14 protein-coding genes and 1 pseudogene are annotated in these 15,654 nt (G+C 60.0%); 4 read left to right on the forward strand and 11 right to left on the reverse strand.

Translation table 11 applies throughout. The annotated features are described in order from the left end of the window. Positions 1-82 precede the first annotated feature (82 nt). Together A6V37_RS02765 and A6V37_RS02770 are read right to left on the reverse strand one after the other, a co-directional pair. On the reverse strand, positions 83-1,645 hold the full coding sequence (locus tag A6V37_RS02765; protein ID WP_064265831.1) for a DUF3138 family protein: 1,563 nt from the start codon (positions 1,643-1,645) through the stop codon (positions 83-85). Between the two features lie 105 nt (positions 1,646-1,750). Further along, positions 1,751-2,872, reverse strand: coding sequence for a polyamine ABC transporter substrate-binding protein (locus A6V37_RS02770; protein WP_064285758.1), 1,122 nt, complete (start codon positions 2,870-2,872; stop codon positions 1,751-1,753). Between the two features lie 206 nt (positions 2,873-3,078). On the opposite strand from A6V37_RS02770, the pseudogene A6V37_RS43080 reads away from it, so the two are divergent. Then, positions 3,079-3,274 (forward strand): annotated as a pseudogene (locus A6V37_RS43080) (helix-turn-helix domain-containing protein); the annotation flags it as partial. Between the two features lie 75 nt (positions 3,275-3,349). Here the strand turns inward: A6V37_RS43080 and A6V37_RS02775 are convergent. Continuing rightward, a complete protein-coding gene (locus A6V37_RS02775; protein WP_064265829.1) occupies positions 3,350-3,727 on the reverse strand; it encodes a BON domain-containing protein in 378 nt (125 codons plus the stop codon). A 21-nt stretch (positions 3,728-3,748) separates the two neighbouring features. After that, complete coding sequence (locus A6V37_RS02780) at positions 3,749-4,873, reverse strand: porin (RefSeq protein WP_064265828.1); 1,125 nt, start codon at positions 4,871-4,873, stop codon at positions 3,749-3,751. 416 nt (positions 4,874-5,289) lie between these two features. Here A6V37_RS02780 and A6V37_RS02785 point away from each other — a divergent pair, with 416 nt between their 5' ends. After that, a complete protein-coding gene (locus tag A6V37_RS02785) occupies positions 5,290-6,243 on the forward strand; it encodes a carbon-nitrogen hydrolase family protein (RefSeq protein ID WP_064265827.1) in 954 nt (317 codons plus the stop codon). Between the two features lie 35 nt (positions 6,244-6,278). Here A6V37_RS02785 and merB read toward each other — a convergent pair whose 3' ends face one another. From merB to A6V37_RS02820, 7 genes are all read right to left on the reverse strand, one after another. Next, positions 6,279-7,001 (reverse strand): organomercurial lyase, encoded by a 723-nt coding sequence (gene merB, locus A6V37_RS02790; RefSeq protein ID WP_165614401.1) that lies wholly within the window; start codon positions 6,999-7,001, stop codon positions 6,279-6,281. Beyond that, positions 6,994-8,421, reverse strand: coding sequence for a cytochrome P450 (locus A6V37_RS02795; protein WP_064265826.1), 1,428 nt, complete (start codon positions 8,419-8,421; stop codon positions 6,994-6,996). Before A6V37_RS02795 ends, merB begins: the two co-directional genes overlap by 8 nt. A 277-nt stretch (positions 8,422-8,698) precedes the next feature. After that, positions 8,699-9,202: a lipocalin-like domain-containing protein gene (locus A6V37_RS02800; RefSeq protein ID WP_082902587.1), complete on the reverse strand. Its 504-nt coding sequence runs from the start codon at positions 9,200-9,202 to the stop codon at positions 8,699-8,701. 113 nt (positions 9,203-9,315) lie between these two features. Further along, positions 9,316-9,549: a DUF6723 family protein gene (locus A6V37_RS02805; RefSeq protein WP_100249340.1), complete on the reverse strand. Its 234-nt coding sequence runs from the start codon at positions 9,547-9,549 to the stop codon at positions 9,316-9,318. Positions 9,550-9,587: 38 nt separating this feature from the next. After that, on the reverse strand, positions 9,588-9,872 hold the full coding sequence (locus A6V37_RS02810; RefSeq protein WP_064265946.1) for a hypothetical protein: 285 nt from the start codon (positions 9,870-9,872) through the stop codon (positions 9,588-9,590). Between the two features lie 503 nt (positions 9,873-10,375). Then, positions 10,376-11,806 carry a heavy metal sensor histidine kinase gene (locus A6V37_RS02815; RefSeq protein WP_064265824.1) on the reverse strand — a complete coding sequence of 477 codons (1,431 nt, stop codon included), beginning with the start codon at positions 11,804-11,806 and terminating at the stop codon, positions 10,376-10,378. Continuing rightward, on the reverse strand, positions 11,803-12,480 hold the full coding sequence (locus A6V37_RS02820) for a heavy metal response regulator transcription factor (protein WP_064265823.1): 678 nt from the start codon (positions 12,478-12,480) through the stop codon (positions 11,803-11,805). Before A6V37_RS02820 ends, A6V37_RS02815 begins: the two co-directional genes overlap by 4 nt. 482 nt (positions 12,481-12,962) lie before the next feature. Here A6V37_RS02820 and A6V37_RS02825 point away from each other — a divergent pair, with 482 nt between their 5' ends. Both A6V37_RS02825 and A6V37_RS02830 read left to right on the forward strand, forming a co-directional pair. Then, a complete protein-coding gene (locus A6V37_RS02825) occupies positions 12,963-14,690 on the forward strand; it encodes an alpha-keto acid decarboxylase family protein (protein WP_082902586.1) in 1,728 nt (575 codons plus the stop codon). A 57-nt stretch (positions 14,691-14,747) separates the two neighbouring features. After that, positions 14,748-15,173 carry a VOC family protein gene (locus A6V37_RS02830; protein WP_064265822.1) on the forward strand — a complete coding sequence of 142 codons (426 nt, stop codon included), beginning with the start codon at positions 14,748-14,750 and terminating at the stop codon, positions 15,171-15,173. Positions 15,174-15,654: the final 481 nt, after the last annotated feature.

The following is a 15,654-nucleotide window of genomic DNA, read 5'->3' on the forward strand; positions in this document are numbered from 1 at the left end:
CTGCTCCTCCTAAGTACTCATGTCTCCGGCGTCGGCTCGGTCCGCCGCGTGCGTGACCGGACCGCAAGCCACCGCCCTTGCGTTAGAACGTGTAGATAAACTGCGCCGCCATCAGGTCGTTCGACTTCGAATATGAACCGTCGCTGCGCAGGAACACCCTGTTGTTTGCCCAGTCATGCCGATACTCGACCTTGACGATGATCTGCCGGGTTGGATAGAACAGCAGATCGAGCGCGACGTCCTGGCGCGTCGAACCCTTGCATTCGAAACCGAAGCCACCGCCCGCCTTCGAGTTCGCGAGACAGTCCGCGCTGATGCCGAAGCCGTTGTACGGATCCATGCCGTTGCCGTTCAGACCGATGCCACCGCCCCCGCCGCCGTTCTTGCTGTCGACGAGCAGGTCGTAGCGAACGGTTGCGCCCATATGACCCACCATCGGCATGTTGAACTTGCGATGCGCGAGCAGCGACAGGCCGTACCACTGCGCGAGGCCACCGTTGAAGGCCGCATGCTGCTGCTGGCCGTAATCGACCTCGGCGTTGTACTGCACGTCGGCGAGCTGATAGGTCAGGTCCATCTCGCTGAAGAAAAACGTGCCGTAAGCGCTCGGTGCCTGGCCACCCGAGCCGTACACAACGGTGCCGGTGGCCGGATTGACCCCGCTAGGCAGCGTCTGCCTGCCGACGTTGAACGAGCCGCCAATATCGAGCTGGCTGCCGTGCAGGTAATCGACGCGCGCGGTAAAGGTCGGCACCTTGTTGCTGGTCGTGATCGGATCGCCCAGCGCGTTCACGCCCGTCTGCGTGATGGCGCCGTTCGTGCGCAGCTGCTCGTTGCCCAGCAGGAACTTCCAGGCCCAGTGGTCACCCGTGTAATTGACACCCGCCCCGATATAGCTGCCCGGGTCGGAGAAGTCATAAAGCATGTTGTGAGTGAGCGTCAGCATCTGGTTCGACGGCTGCGACTCATAGCCTCCCAGCGCCGGCATGAGGCCAGTCACGAACGCGGTCGTTTCCGTGAAGGGCACGGTCACGACCGCCGTATTCAGGATGTTGAGCCCGCTCTCGCTGTGCTCGTTCATCACATACATGCCGGCACCGCGATTAGGCATGAGCGTGACTTCGGCGGACGGCGCCGTCGGCCCCACGCCGAAGGTCTTCTTGATGTCGAGATACACGTCGCCAATCGTGCTGTTGAAATAGTTGTAGGCGTTGTCGTGATTCGCGAAGAGGAATGACGACGTGCCCGCCGCACGGTTGTAGATATACGTCGGATCGATGTAGCCCGTAATCGACAGACCCGCAATCGGACCGGTGTTCGCCGCATCGGTGAGCGTGTCCACCTTCAGCTGCTGGTTGGCGATCTGCTGCTTGATCTGAACCACGTCGTCATTGGTCAGTTGCGCCGGCGCCTTGCCGTACTCGGGCGACGACACGTCCACTATCGGCGGCGCGGCGGCCGCCACCGTGGCGGGCGCGCTCTTCGCCGCGGGCCGCGCGGCGAGCTGGGACTTCAGAACTTTGACTTCTTTCTGCAAGGCTTCCAGTTGCGCCTGCACCGCTTTGATCTGGTCGCCGGTCGCGTCCGCTGCCGCCAGCCCGGGCATCGCCCCGGCCACCAGCAAGCAGATCAACTTCTTCTTCATAACCACCCCCTATTCATTCGTTATCCTTACTTACCACTTCAGACAACCTGCATTGTGTCGGTCCGCATTACGATATCGCTGCCAGCCGAAACGCCAGGCTTCCCGTCAGCCGCCCGACTTGAGTTGCAGCCACAGACGGTTTTCGAGGCGCGAGATTTCCGCGGTGCGGGGTTTCGCCAGCGTCATCCTGTTCATCACGTCGTCCGGAATGTAGACGTTCGGATCGTGCGCGATGCCCGGCGTCACGAACGCACGTGCGGGCTTGTTGGCGGTTGGGTAGAAGATCTCATTGGTGATCGCGGCATTCACCTTCGGATCCTCGATGTAGTTGATCCACTGGATCGCCGCCTCGGCATGCGCCGCATCCTTCGGCACCGCCATGACGTCGAACCACAGCAGACCGCCCTCCTTCGGGTTCACGAAGCGGATCTCATAAGACTTCCCGGCGTCCTGGGTGCGCCGGCGCGCGACACCCACGTCGCCCGACCAGCCGAGCGCGATGCAGACGTCGTTGTTCGCGAGGTCGTCGGCGTAGGCCGTCGAGTTGAACTGTGTGATGTATGGGCGGATCTTCTTCAGCACCTCGAAGGCCGCGTGATAGTCGCCGGGGTTGCTGCTGTTCGGGTCCCGGCCCATGTACTGCAACGCCGCCGAAAACGCGTCGTCCGGCGCGTCGAGGAACGACACGCCGCAGCCCTTGAGCTTCGCCAGATTCTCGGGGTCGAACAGCAGCGCCCAGCTGTCCACCGGCGCGTTGTCGCCGAGCCGCTTCTTGATGGCCTGAATGTTATAGCCTATGCCGTCAGTGCCCCAGGCCCATGGGACGCCGTACTGGTTGCCCGGATCCGCGTCGGCGATCTTGCTCATCAGCACCGGATCGAGGTTGGCGAGGTTCGGAATCTTCGATTTGTCGAGCTTCTGATAGACGCCGGCCTGAATCTGCCGGGCCATGAAGTTCGACGTGGGCACGACGATGTCGTATCCCGAGCTGCCCGCCAGCAGTTTGGTCTGCAGCGTGTCGTCGCTGTCATAGCTGTCGTAGCGCACGTGAATGCCGGTCAGCTTCTGGAAGTTCGGCACCGTGTCCTTTGCGATGTACTCCGACCAGTTGTAGACGTTCAGTTCCGTATCCCCGGCATAGGCTGACGGGTTGGCAAGGGACATGAGTCCGATCGTGACGGCGAGTGTTGCGGCAGCGATAGCATGACGGCGAATCCGGGCGTGCATGGCAAAGTCTCCTGTGGGTGTTTTTTCGCGGCGCCGCGTCGTGCGCCTGCCGCAGGCGCGTCGTCATCGACAGTCTTGCTGCCGGCGCGCTGCCGTTACATGCCACACTCTAGCGCTCGAAAAACACAACTTCTGTCCCGGAAAGCCGGGACACCCAACCACGCATGCGCCGGCGTTTCGCGGGGATTCCTCGGTAGGCTGGCGAAATTTTTCGTGGTAGACGCGTCGCGGAAGACCATCAACTGAACGCCTGGCTTGTCCTGGTCGAAACGGGCAGCATTCGTGGCGCCGCCGGCCATCTGCACCTGAGCCAGGCTGCGGTGATCAAAGCCATACGGGAGTTGGAACAGGATCTCGGCGCATCGTTAATCCTGCCCAGTTCGCGCGGCTTCATACTGACAAAAAGCTCGCGGAAATCTTCCAGCAGGAAATTGCGTCCACCGGGACGGCGAACGCTCCGGCAGCGACCGCTCCTCGCTACTCGCCTAGGGGCCGCTGAACCGAGAGCCGGTTCGCCACAGAGGTCACGCCGGGCACGCCCTTCGCAATCGCGGCCACCGTGTCGATCTGGGATGCTTCAGTCACCGTGCCGTTGAGCGTCACCGCACCGTCTCTCGCGACAACACTGATGTTCCCCGCTTCAATCTCCTTGTGCTTCGCGAGCGCGGCGTACACCTTGCGGCTTAGCGCGCGGTTCGCCTGTCTCGCCGCTTTGCCCGTTGGCACACCGGAAGCTGCCGTCAACGCCGGCGCCGCCGATCCGCTTGCCGTGCCGCCGCCCTGCGCCCATGCGCTCACGGACGCCGCCGCGAGCAGCACACCAACGGCGATGGAGAGAACCCGTAGGTTGTTCATTGTCAGCTCCGCTTCACGAAGTCAGAAGTTGTGTCGAATGCCGATCATCGCGGCCGTGGTCGAGACGCCTGGCGCGACGGGCTCGCCATAGCCGATCAACTGGTTCATCGTGCCGCGGTTCGCGGCATAGCCAACCTGGGCATACAGCAAGGTGCGCGTGGACAGGCCGTATTCCGCGCCAAGCGCGTATTCGCTCGAATGATTCGCTGAATAGTTCCGGTCTTTCACGTAGTAATAGCCGGACGTCACTTTGAAGAACTGGTTGAACTGATAGCCAAGGCCGCCCGAAATGAGTTCATAGTCGGCGCGGTTCGGGTTTGCCGGATTCTTTCCGATTCCGTAGGATGCCGAAGCAGACAGGCCATGGAACGTGTACTTCGCGCCGAAGTAGTAGAAGCGGTTGTTGTCGACGCCGGTTGCGGGTGTCGTCGCGGACAGGTTCGTGTCGTGCCCGTTGTAGTAGACCGCGGCAAGATTGAGGCCGTAGTTCGAATACCTGAGTACCGCCGACTCGCGTGTGCCGCCCTGTAGCTGCCCCGGCACGCCGCCCGGCGCGTATTCCAGCGCGACCGACGCACCGTAGAACTTTGGCGACTGGTAAACGATCGCATTGCTATCGTACAGCGCGCCGATCGGCACGTTCGAATTCGTGCCGGCCCAGCCGGCCGCCTGATTCGCGCCGAGCCATGCGCTCAGAATGCTGCCGAAGTACTGCGCCGCGCGGACGTCGGTCTCCGCCATGGCGTAAATCATCGGCGTGTACTGGCGGCCCGCGTCGATCGCGCCGAACGGGCCGGATACGCCGATTGTCGACTGCTGGTTGAAGATCGCGCTGACGCCCGTCGTGTCAGCCAGGCCGAGCTTGCCGTTGCCGCTGTTGAACACGCCCTGCAGCCTGAAGTTGACCTTGTAGCCGCCGCCGATGTCCTCGGTCCCCTTGATGCCCCAGAAGCTCGAATAAATGCCGGCGTCCTTCAGGGCGTAGACGTGCCCGGTGTTTTTCGCAGTCGGCGCGAAGGTCGCGGCAGACGTGCTCTGGTAATACAAGCCGGTATCGATGGCGCCAAACAGCGTCACCGACGACTGCGCGTGCGCTGCGCCGGCCAGCACTGCGAGTCCAGCCAGGCTGCTCTTTTTCAGTTTCATTATGTCTCGCTCCCGATCCCTCACGCCCGCCCCGCCTGGCACTGTACCTTCGCTATAGAGAAACGGCAAAGTCTGCGGTACCGCCATCCATTAAGGCATACGAAGGTGACATTTAAAAGGGACACTTCTATGCAGTACTGCATCGCACCAAATAGGGGTGCGCGACAGAGAATTGCCGCCGAAGCCTGAGCAACTGATCGTCTGGCGCTTCGCTCAATCCCGACGCGCAGGCATCAGGTTGTGCCTTTTGGGAACCTATACTTGTGCTGGGCACGATCCCCGCCGGCCGCATTCGCAATGCGCGAATCTACCAGCTCCCTTGATCTGCGATTGAGTTAGCAAGGAGCGGACACATTACCCGCGACCAAGTTGAAGCGTTTTCAATTGCACGCCCTTACATCTAGTGGAGAATTGTGATGCAACAAAGATTACGTGCCGCGGTTGCACAATCGGGATCTGTCGTTTTCGATGCCGACAGAACTATCGATAAAGTCGCGACGATCAGCGCCGATGCCGAGCGACAAGACACTCAACTTATCGTATTTCCCGAGGCGTTTGTGTCAGCCTATCCAAAGGGGCTCGATTTCGGCTCGACAATTGGTGGAAGAACCGCGGCCGGGCGCGACGACTATCGCCGCTATTACGACAGCGCGGTCGACGTGCCAGGTCCCGGCACTCGGCGGTTGGGCGAGATTGCCGCCGACCACAAACAATACATCGTGATCGGCGTAATCGAGCGGGACCGCGGCACGTTGTATTGCGCCGCGTTGTTTTACGGTCCGGACGGTACGATGCTCGGCAAGCATCGCAAGCTGATGCCAACCGGCGGCGAGAGGCTGATCTGGGGCTATGGCGATGGATCGACGCTCCCGGTTTTCGACACGCCATTCGGCAGACTCGGCGCAGTCATTTGCTGGGAAAACTACATGCCATTAATGCGCATGGCAATGTACGCCAAGGGTGTTCAGATTTACTGCGCGCCCACCGCTGACAGCCGGCCGACATGGGCTTCCTCCATGCAGCATATCGCCCTGGAGGGGCGTTGCTTTGTTTTATCGGCCTGTCAGCACCTGCGCCGATCGGATTGTCCAATCGACTATGCCGCCATCCAGGGTAACGATCCGTCCACCGTGTTGATGAGCGGTGGAAGCTGCATCGTCGGCCCGCTCGGCTCGTTCATTGCCGGCCCGATCTTCGAGCAGGATGCATTGCTCGTGGCCGACCTCGACCTCAACGACCTTGCCCGGGCGAAGTATGACTTTGACGTCGCGGGTCACTACTCGCGCCCGGACGTCTTCCGTCTGCATGTCAACGAAGCGGCGATGCCCCCCGTCGTGTTCGAGAAAAACGGCTTTGGCAACGGCTCCTGAAGATCAATGCAGCATCGAGCGAATCACCGGTGCATTCAGTAGCGCCCAACCGAGGTATCGAGCTTCCAAAAATCCCCCACCAGACCCGCCGAGCGGAATATCTCCATGGCTTGAACTGGTGTCCATTTCTCCCAGTCCGAGTCGGCGTGGTGCGAATACCAACGCCGGGCCAAGTCCGCCAATTGTGTAATCGGCATGACTTCGCCTAATGGAAGTTGATGTCGACTTCCCCATTCGTCAACATCTTCTGGGGACCGAAATGGAAGAACGCGCGCGCAAAAGTGGTGAACGTTGTCCCAAGCCCTGCGTGGCGGCTCGGCAAAATGAACGAACAGTTCCGTTTGCAGCGGAACAGCGTCTTCGACATCTATTTGTACTGGCTCCGCTTCGCCTCCGAGCCGGGTATGCACAGTCAGTTTTCCCTTAACAAGGGCCGCTATGCCCAGTGCACACCACATGCACGGAGCCCACCATCCTTTCTGTCCCGCTTGCACCCACGTGTGGGTAGGCGATGACGAAAACGGATGTATCACCCATACGTCGCACCGGCCCGGATGAAGCACTACGCCGTGAGAAGCCTGAAGGCGCAACAGCCCTGCGTGTACATCGTCGACGCTCGATGCAACTTTCTGTGCCAGTCGCTCGTTGGTTGGAGCAAAGCCTTCATGAATGAAGGTCGTAACGATATGGTGGTGAAGTAGCGAATCGAATTGCTGCTGGTTCATGGTCGTTGCGGCAATGCCGCCCAAATCAGTCACGGCGCTTAAGTCTCACAGGCATTTGGTTCGGCACCATCGTGAACGCGGAAACCTCTTCAATCGCGGCCGGATCGACCGCCAGTTCAATCCTGAAGTGCCTCATCAACATCGACACAACCAGTCTCATTTCGACCGCTGCGAGATAACGGCCCGGGCACACTCTCGGCCCTGCACCAAATGTCAGGTAGGCCTTCTGGTCATGCGCGCCTTCCGAGGGGTCCCGCGGATGCTTCCAACGGTCAGGGTCAAACGTTTCTGGATGCCCGAAATGACGGGGGTCAAGCATGCTTGGACGCGTGAGAAAAAACATCTGTGTCCCTGCCGGAATCGCAACGCCTCCTAGACACACGTCAGTCAGTGGCTCGAACATAAATATTGGAGCAACCGGCCTCAGTCGCAGCGCCTCACTGCATACCGCTTCACATAGGTCGAGGTGCTTTAATGCGTCGTAGTCCGGACAGATTTTCGACTCGCCAAATGCCGTACGCGACTGCTCAAATAACCGGTCCTGCAGATGCGAATCCGCAGCGATGTACATGATTCCCCACGCAATCGCATTAGCCGTCGTGTCCTCTCCTGCAACCAGAAGCGTGAGGACGTTCGCCGAGATCTGTTCATCGGTAACTGTTGAATCGGGTTCGTCGTGCGCTGCAAGCATGGCTTCAAGCAGGTTGCGCGGCGGTGCATCGGGCGATTGGCGCATGCGCTCGCGCGCCCGCCCAATCATTTTCTGAATATAGCTGTGCACCGCCACCATCGCCCGCGCGAGACTCCGGTCCTGGGGAAGCGCGACGTAATGCCAGTAGGGAAAGAGGGCCGTGATGCGCCTCATTAGCGCCGGGGGTATAAGAGCAAGCTGTTCCTGGATTACACCCTGTTCCTGCTCGAGCGTATGCGGGTCTTCGCCGAAGGCAAGCGTACTCGTCACGTCAACGGTGTAGCGCTTAAGTTCTTCCGTCATTTCGAGCGTTCTATGCTCCCTCGCCGACTCTTGCAGACGAGCGAGAAAACGCTCGGTAATGGTCGACAGAGTCGGATAAAAAGCCCTAATGTTGGAAAAAGACAGTGCTCGCATGACAAGCCGACGCTGAGGTTCCCAAGCCGAACCTTCGGCTGAGAATAGTCCGTTTCCGCCAAGCTCTGCCATAACAGATTCTATCGGCGTAAACCGTCGATACAGGTGCGGGCGTTCGCGCATGACCGTCTGGAACAGTTCCGCCTGCGTCCACACTGTTAGAGGAGTCGTGCCGAGTTGGACTCTGAATGGCGAACCAAATTGCCTCGCCCATTGTTCCAGAACCAGGTGAATTTTCGCCGGCGCCATCTGGAACAGATTCCCCAGCAGGGGCAATCCTTTCGGGCATGGCAGATCTGCGACAGTGCGCAAAATCTTGTTGGCGTCGACTTGAAGGTCCGCCATACGCTTCTCTGCCTCGCATGCCACGCTACGTGAAGAACGCTCTTGTAGAGCATAGGTCATGACTTGCAATCGAAGTCGTCAATCGCAAATGCACCCGATGAAATATTCGCGGTTGGCCGCGTAGCACTACCTTTAGGCGCTCAAATCTGGTGCGTCGAGCTGGATTCCAAGGTCGGGAATCCGATCCCCGTTGCCGCTTGACGAGGCGCCCTTGTCCAGCGGCAGCTGGGCCAAGCACTCCACCAGCTGTGGATGCGCGAGGCCTGCGAATACATGCCTACTCGACCTTAACGAGGATCAACACCGACGAGCTTGTCTTGCCGGTAAGTGGGTTCCTGGCGGGCAGCGTCTTTATGTACAAGGTATTGCCCTCAACGCGAAACTGACGCACTTGAGTCGTGCCGGTCCATGACTGGTTCCACGAAGCATCAATATGGTGACTAACCTTGTCACCCTCAATGCTGTAGGTCCCTGCATATGCGACTAACCCATTGTAGAGCTCGACACGTTCGGCATCGGTTGGTACAAAGCTGTTAGGCGCCTTTCGCCCTTCCTTGATCAGGATGACCGACATCCGGCAGTCGGCGCCATAGCTGATATAACCGCTTGGATGTGCGCCGAACAACTCGGTCTTCTCGCCGGTAGCCAGGTCTTCGGTCGTGTTTGATTTGAGCGACCATGTTCCTAGCTGTGGGCCGGTGCAGTTCTGCCGCTCTTGCCCGATCGCTTGCACGCTTGCGGCACACAGCATGCAACACGCTACGACAGCAGTGCCTTTCATCTCACCTCTCCCCGCCTTCCAGCAATGAGCAAGAGCACAAGCACTTTGCGGCCTGGGTCAGGGCCACAGGCGAATGCAGCCCGATGAGCGTACGCCGCAATGATCGTAATAGACTATTCCGGAACCGCAATATCGCCATTGACGAGTTGCCGGCCGTAGACCTCGGCGAAGTTCCTCGCGCTGTCTGGATCCTCGCATAGTGGCATGTCTGGGCAGCCACGAAACGGATAAATGACCCGCTTGTCGGAAAGGCGGATCACCTTCAAGGTTGGAACAGAGCCGCTCATCGTCCGGCGAAACGAGGCGGCGACCTCATAGTTCTCCGCCCCAAACTTACGTTGCTGCATTTGCATCTCCTGGTCGATTGCACGGTCTTGCGGCCCGCTCAGAGATCGCGCACTGTCTGCCCGTCGACTTGTCCATCAATCAGCCGCTCCGCATAGTTGCTCGATGCCTTGCGCGCCTCGCCCGCCTTGCCAAACGGCGCAGGATGCGGGACGCGAAATACGCGGCTGGCCGTCAGTGTGTCGTTGGCGCCTCGGCGGCATATCCTGACAGCAGCGTCGAAGCCGGCGTCGTAGTCGTATGATCCAGTGGCACTCCGGGGATTATGAGGATAGACGAGGGGATAAATCTCCAACCCTCTGTAAGTTCTGACGTACTCGCTCATGATGTAGTCCAAAGGTGTGGGCCATAACGGGAGGGAGCCGGGAACCGCCCAGCGTGTGGCAAGTGGGCGATGGCCGCAAACGAAATGGCGATGCACAGCGCGCCGCACCGATCGGGATGGAGCAACAATCGCAGCGGCGCAGCTGGCGGAATCGGCGTCCGTAGACGGAATATCGCTTTCTCTGGAAGGGGGAGAGAGCTAGCCAGGCAGTAGACGGGAAACGGGTGCCGCCCGTGAACGCAAACTCCGATGGACGACAGACATGAAAGAATACTGAAAGCGATGCAATGAGTGTACCACCCGGCGTTGTAGTGGGCCGCTCTTTTTATCAAGCGTCAGGCCGCCCCTGTGCGGCCGAACTAAAATTTGTCAGATCAAAGCGACTCTCTCCATTTCCTTAAGGGGCAAATGCATTGCCCCAAACCCCTATCGCTTCTCTTTCTGGCGTTGGCGAGACTAACGGGTGCGAGTAGCGATCACGTTACGTTTGTACCGAATCCGGGCTAGGAGCGCGACACAGTTGAGCGGATACCCGCACCCGTCGGCTCAGGCTGGGGAAACACGAGCGTAAAGCGCGTCACGCCGTTCTCGCTCGACGCATGGCACGTTCCGCCGTGGAGCGACATGATGCTGCGCACGATCGAGAGTCCCAGTCCGCTCGACTCCGATGATCGATGTCGCGATGCATCCGCCCGATAGAACCGATCGAAGATCCGCTCGAGATGATGCGGTTCGATCGTCGGTCCGCGATTCTCGACATGGAGCGTCGTTCGATCGGGTTCCTGCTCCGCCACTGTCGAAATTGCCGTTCCTGGCTCCGCATACCTCAACGCATTCGCCAGCAGGTTTCCCAACGCGCGGCGCAGCAGCAGCGGGTCCGCCGAAACACAGCCTTCGCCGCGCCACTCAAGCCTGACGTTGCGCTCGTCCGCTATGCCCTCGAAATACTCCTGCAGGAGTTCGAACTCGTCGGCAAGCAGCACGTCCTTGCGCTCGATGGCATTGTCGGCCTGTTCGGTGCGTGCCAGAAACAGCATGTTGTCGATCATCTTCGACATGCGTTGCAGCTCCTCGTAATTCGAGCCGAGAAGGCGCTGGTAGTACGCGACGTCGCGCGTCTGGCTCAAGCCGACTTCGGTCTGCCCTAACAGGTTGCCAATGGGCGTGCGCAGGTCATGGGCCATGTCGGCTGACACCTGCTTCAATTGCGTGAAGCCGCGTTCGAGACGATCGAGCATGCCGTTGAATGCCGCGATCAGCGCGTCGAGCTCCGGCGGTGTGGCGCGCTGTTCGATGCGGGTCGAAAGGGTGCTGATGCCGATAGCCCCGGTTTTCGCGGCGAGCAGCCGCAACGGTCGCAGGCTGCGGCGCGCGAGAGCGAAGGCAAGCAATGCGACGGCGACTGCTACCGTAGAGGACCAAAGCAGTATCTGGCTCCGGTACTGCTGCAGCAACTGTGTGCGCCCGAGCATCAAACGGCCGGAGATGATCTGCAAGTCATGTGGCCCAGTTATGTCGTGTGCCGCAGCGACGACGTAGATGAACGCAGTGCCGTCGGCCATGCGGGTGTGTCGAACAGTGTCGAGCGTGAGCGGGGCATCCGCCGGCACGGGCGTCATGTTGGGTACTACCCGGTTGCCGGGGTTGACCGTAATGAGTGGTGCTTCACCTGGAAAACGCACGATCAGCAGGGATTCCGTATTGCCGAGCATGTTGCCGAATAGACGAGGTTTGTCATGAATGAGCTTGCGCACGTCGACATCTTTCATCAGCGTGCGAAGTTGATCGACCCGGGTCACGAGTGCGCCGTCGTCGCGCACGCTCAGCTCCCGCTCCAGATCTCGATACAGGAGCGTGCCGACCAGCGCCATCGAGGTAAATACGATCAGGGCGTATAGCAATGCAAGGCGCGTGGTGAGCGAAAGGCGCTTCATGCTTCGTGCTCGAATCGGTAGCCCACGCCGTGAACCGTATGGATCAGGCGAACGGGGAAAGGGTCGTCGATTTTCTGCCGTAACCGGCGCACCGCGACATCGACGACGTTGCTGTCGCTATCGAAATTCATATCCCACACGCGAGAGGCGATCAAGGCACGGGAAAGCACCTGCCCTTGATGTTGCACGAAGAATTGCAGCAGGTTGAATTCCTTGTTGGTGAGCGTAATGCGCACGCCGGCCCGCTCGATTCGCCGCTTTGGCACATCGACACGCAGGTCCCCAACTTCGAAAACCTCTTCCTCCTGCTTCTGAGGCTGACCGCGGCGCAAAATGATGCGGATGCGCGCCAGCAGTTCGGCGAACGAGAAAGGTTTGACAAGGTAATCGTCAGCGCCAAGATCGAGTCCCTTCAGCCGGTCCTCGAGCGTGCCGCGCGCGCTCAGAAACAGGACTGGCGTCTGGCTGCGGCCACCGAGCTTCTGCATGACGGTCCAGCCATCCATCGCCGGCATCATTACGTCGAGCAGGATCAGGTCGTAGCGCATTTCCTGCGCGAGGTGGAGCCCGTCGATGCCGTTCGCGGCCACGTCCACCACATATCCGGCTTCCGTCAATCCGTTCTGCAGGTACTCGCCCGTCTTGGTTTCGTCTTCGATGACCAGGATTCTCATATCGTCCAATCCATGCAATATCAGAGCCTCGGCTTCCTTTGGATGCGATTCGTCTACAGAATGACTTGCGCCTTCGATGTCGACCGAACGGGCAAGAGAGCAAGAACACGATGGGGCCCTGCATGAATGATGCACCTCGATGGGCATCGAGAAGAAGCGTTTGGCTACAGCGGAATAGCAGTCTACGAAGCGCGCTCGAACACGGTCGTTACCCAATCATTACAAGTAAATGACGGACGCGGCGACGACCGACTGATCCCCACCCGCTTGACATTATTTTGTAATGACTGGGTCACTTCCTCGTGGGATCCAGGTGCCTAGACTTGCCGTCATGCTGTTCCGCAAATCGCTTGACGCAGTGCCATTTATGAATCCGCTGCGTAGAAAACCCTGCCCTGGTTGTAAGGCATCGAAAAGCCTACAGCTCTGCGGCGTTCGGTCCAGCACGTTACCTCGCATTCGCATCAGATTAGGAGTCCATCATGGAAAGCAAGCAAACAACGGGCAGCCTCACACAACGCATGACGATCGGCGACTTCCTGCTTCGCCGTCTCGAGGAAGCCGGCATTCGGCACCTGTTCGGCGTTCCCGGCGACTACAACCTCGCGCTGTTGCAGCAACTCCAGGATGGCGGTGCGCTGGAATGGGTCGGCAATACCGGCGAGCTGACCTCCTCCTATGCGGCGGACGGTTATGCACGGCTCAATGGCCTGGGCGCGCTGCTCGTCACGAACGGGGTTGGCGCCCTGAGCGCGCTCAACGGTGTCGCCGGCTCCTACGCCGAGCATGTCCCGACCATCTGCATCTGCGGTTCGATACCGCTCAGGTCCATCGATCGCGGCCTGGGGATGCACCACACCATGGCCGACGGAAACTTTGATCACTTCCTTCGCGCCTATGTGCCGGTGACCGCCGCGCAGGTCAGGATCACCCCGCGCAACGCGGCTATCGAGATTGATCGCCTGATTCTCACCGCCTGGCGCGAGAAGCTCCCGGTGTACATGGAGTTGCCGTCGGACATCGCTTATCTCGAGATTGAGGTGCCCGCGACGCCGCTCGTCCTCACGCAGCACCCGAGTGATCCAGAGCGACTGAGCTCGTGCATCGCCGCGGTCGCGCAACGGCTGGCGGCCGCCACTTCGCCGGCGATCCTCGTGGATGCTGACGCGGACCGGTTTGACGTCGCCCCCCTGCTCATGGAACTGGCTCAGAAGATGCAGGCTCCAGTGGCTGTGATCAATGCAGCCAAAAGCGTAATCGACGAGTCGTTCGCCCGGTACATTGGCATTTACGCCGGCAGGGGCAGCGAGCCTGGCGTACGTGAAACGATCGAGAGCAGTGACTGCCTGCTCGCCATTGGCTATCGACCGATCGAGGTGACCACGGGTGACTTCACGGCAACGCTGCCCGCCGGCACGATCCACGCCCGCGGGCACGCAGTGGACGTCGGCCAAGACAACTATCAGGCGGTGACGCTCAAGGAAGTGCTGCGCGGCGTCATCGATGCGGTCCCTCAGGTGACGAACCGAGCTCCGCGGTCTGTGCCCGCAGCAATGCCTGGCACGCAGGCCGACAGTTCCGCCACGCTGACTCAGGCAGCCTACTGGCAGGCCATCCAGGACTACCTGCGGCCCGGTGACGTCGTGTACGTCGACAATGGCACGTCATTTTCCATTCTCGGCCTGAAGCTCCCGCCGAACTGCACCTTCATCGGGTCGATCAACTGGGGATCGATCGGCTATTCGGTCGGCGCCCTCCTCGGCGCCCTGACTGCGGCGCCAGAGCGTCGTCACATTTTGCTCGTGGGCGATGGCTCCTTCCAGGTCACGGCACAGGAGCTTTCGACCATCTTGCGTCACGATCACAAGCCGGTGATCCTCCTGATCAACAACGGCGGATACACCATCGAACGCGGCTACCTCGGCAAGACCGAGCCGTACAACGATATCGCCAACTGGGCCTACGCCGATCTGCCGAAAGCGCTCCATCCCGGTACCACGGCGCAATCGTTCGTGGTCAGGACCTGTGGGGATCTGCAAGATGCCCTCGGAACGCCGAACGACAGGCTGGTTTTCGTCGAGTCGATCATGGACCCCTGCGACGCACCCGCCGCGATCACAAGGAGCAGCAACCTGGGCGCCGAGCTCGACTACGGGCCTCGCGGCCCGCAGCACCGCGAGGGCCTGCAGCTCCGGTCCAGCACAATGTAGTCAGCTGTCTAATATAGTTATGAACAAACACTACTCATCCACATCGAAGGCGTCAAAATGATCGACCACGTTTACATCTCAGTCACCGACATCGACAAGTCACTGGCCTTCTACTCCGAAGCCTTGAAGCCACTCGGCTGGAGCATTTTCGGTAACTACGACTCCGCTTCGGGCCCCGAGGGCGTCCCCGATCTTTACGGCATCGGTGACGACACGTACGGCAAGGGAAAGGCGGTTGGATCAAGCATCTGGCTACGTCAACGCAAGCCCGGCGAGACCGGGCTGTACCTCGGGATCGTCTGCGACACCAATGAACTGGTCGACGCCGCCTACGCGGCTGCAATCAAAGCCGGCGGTATCGACGAGGGAAAGCCTGCGGATCGCACCTACTTCGCTCGCGGCTACTACGCCGCCAACGTTGCCGACTTCGACGGCAACCGTCTTGAGTTCGTACACAAAGCGTGGAACCCCAAGCGACATTAATAGGAATCCTTTTGATACGACGGCGTTGTCGCCATTCGCACAAGATTTGGACAATCCTGCAACGAATAGATGCCTGCTTTGCGGAAGTGCGATTGACCGAAACGGGTCGATGAACTACCCATTCATTGAACTCGGTAGCGGTCGTTCGCCGGTGGCCCTGGACGAACGACCGGTGAGCCGCAGTAAGCCGGCATATCCGGTTCGACGCACGACCGTGGGCTGTGGCCGATCTGCGGGCAGGTGGCTCCCCTCGCCTCCTGCTCCAAATTACCGTCGAGAAACTATTGCCGTGATAATGCGGCTTATCACAGCATAGGCAGGATCGACGCGACCGACGCCACGTATCGTCATGAGGCACAGCGGTCGTTTGCTGCTGGCCCTGCTGACCGGTTGTTGGCCTAAGCCGACGTTTGACTGTCGGCACTTGTAGGGAAGCTTCGGGTTGCTTCTTTGCCGTTCGGACCAGCGCCTCACCCCATGC

The sequence above is a fragment of the Paraburkholderia ginsengiterrae genome (genome assembly GCF_001645125.1).
Classification (GTDB): Bacteria; Pseudomonadota; Gammaproteobacteria; order Burkholderiales; family Burkholderiaceae; genus Paraburkholderia; species Paraburkholderia ginsengiterrae.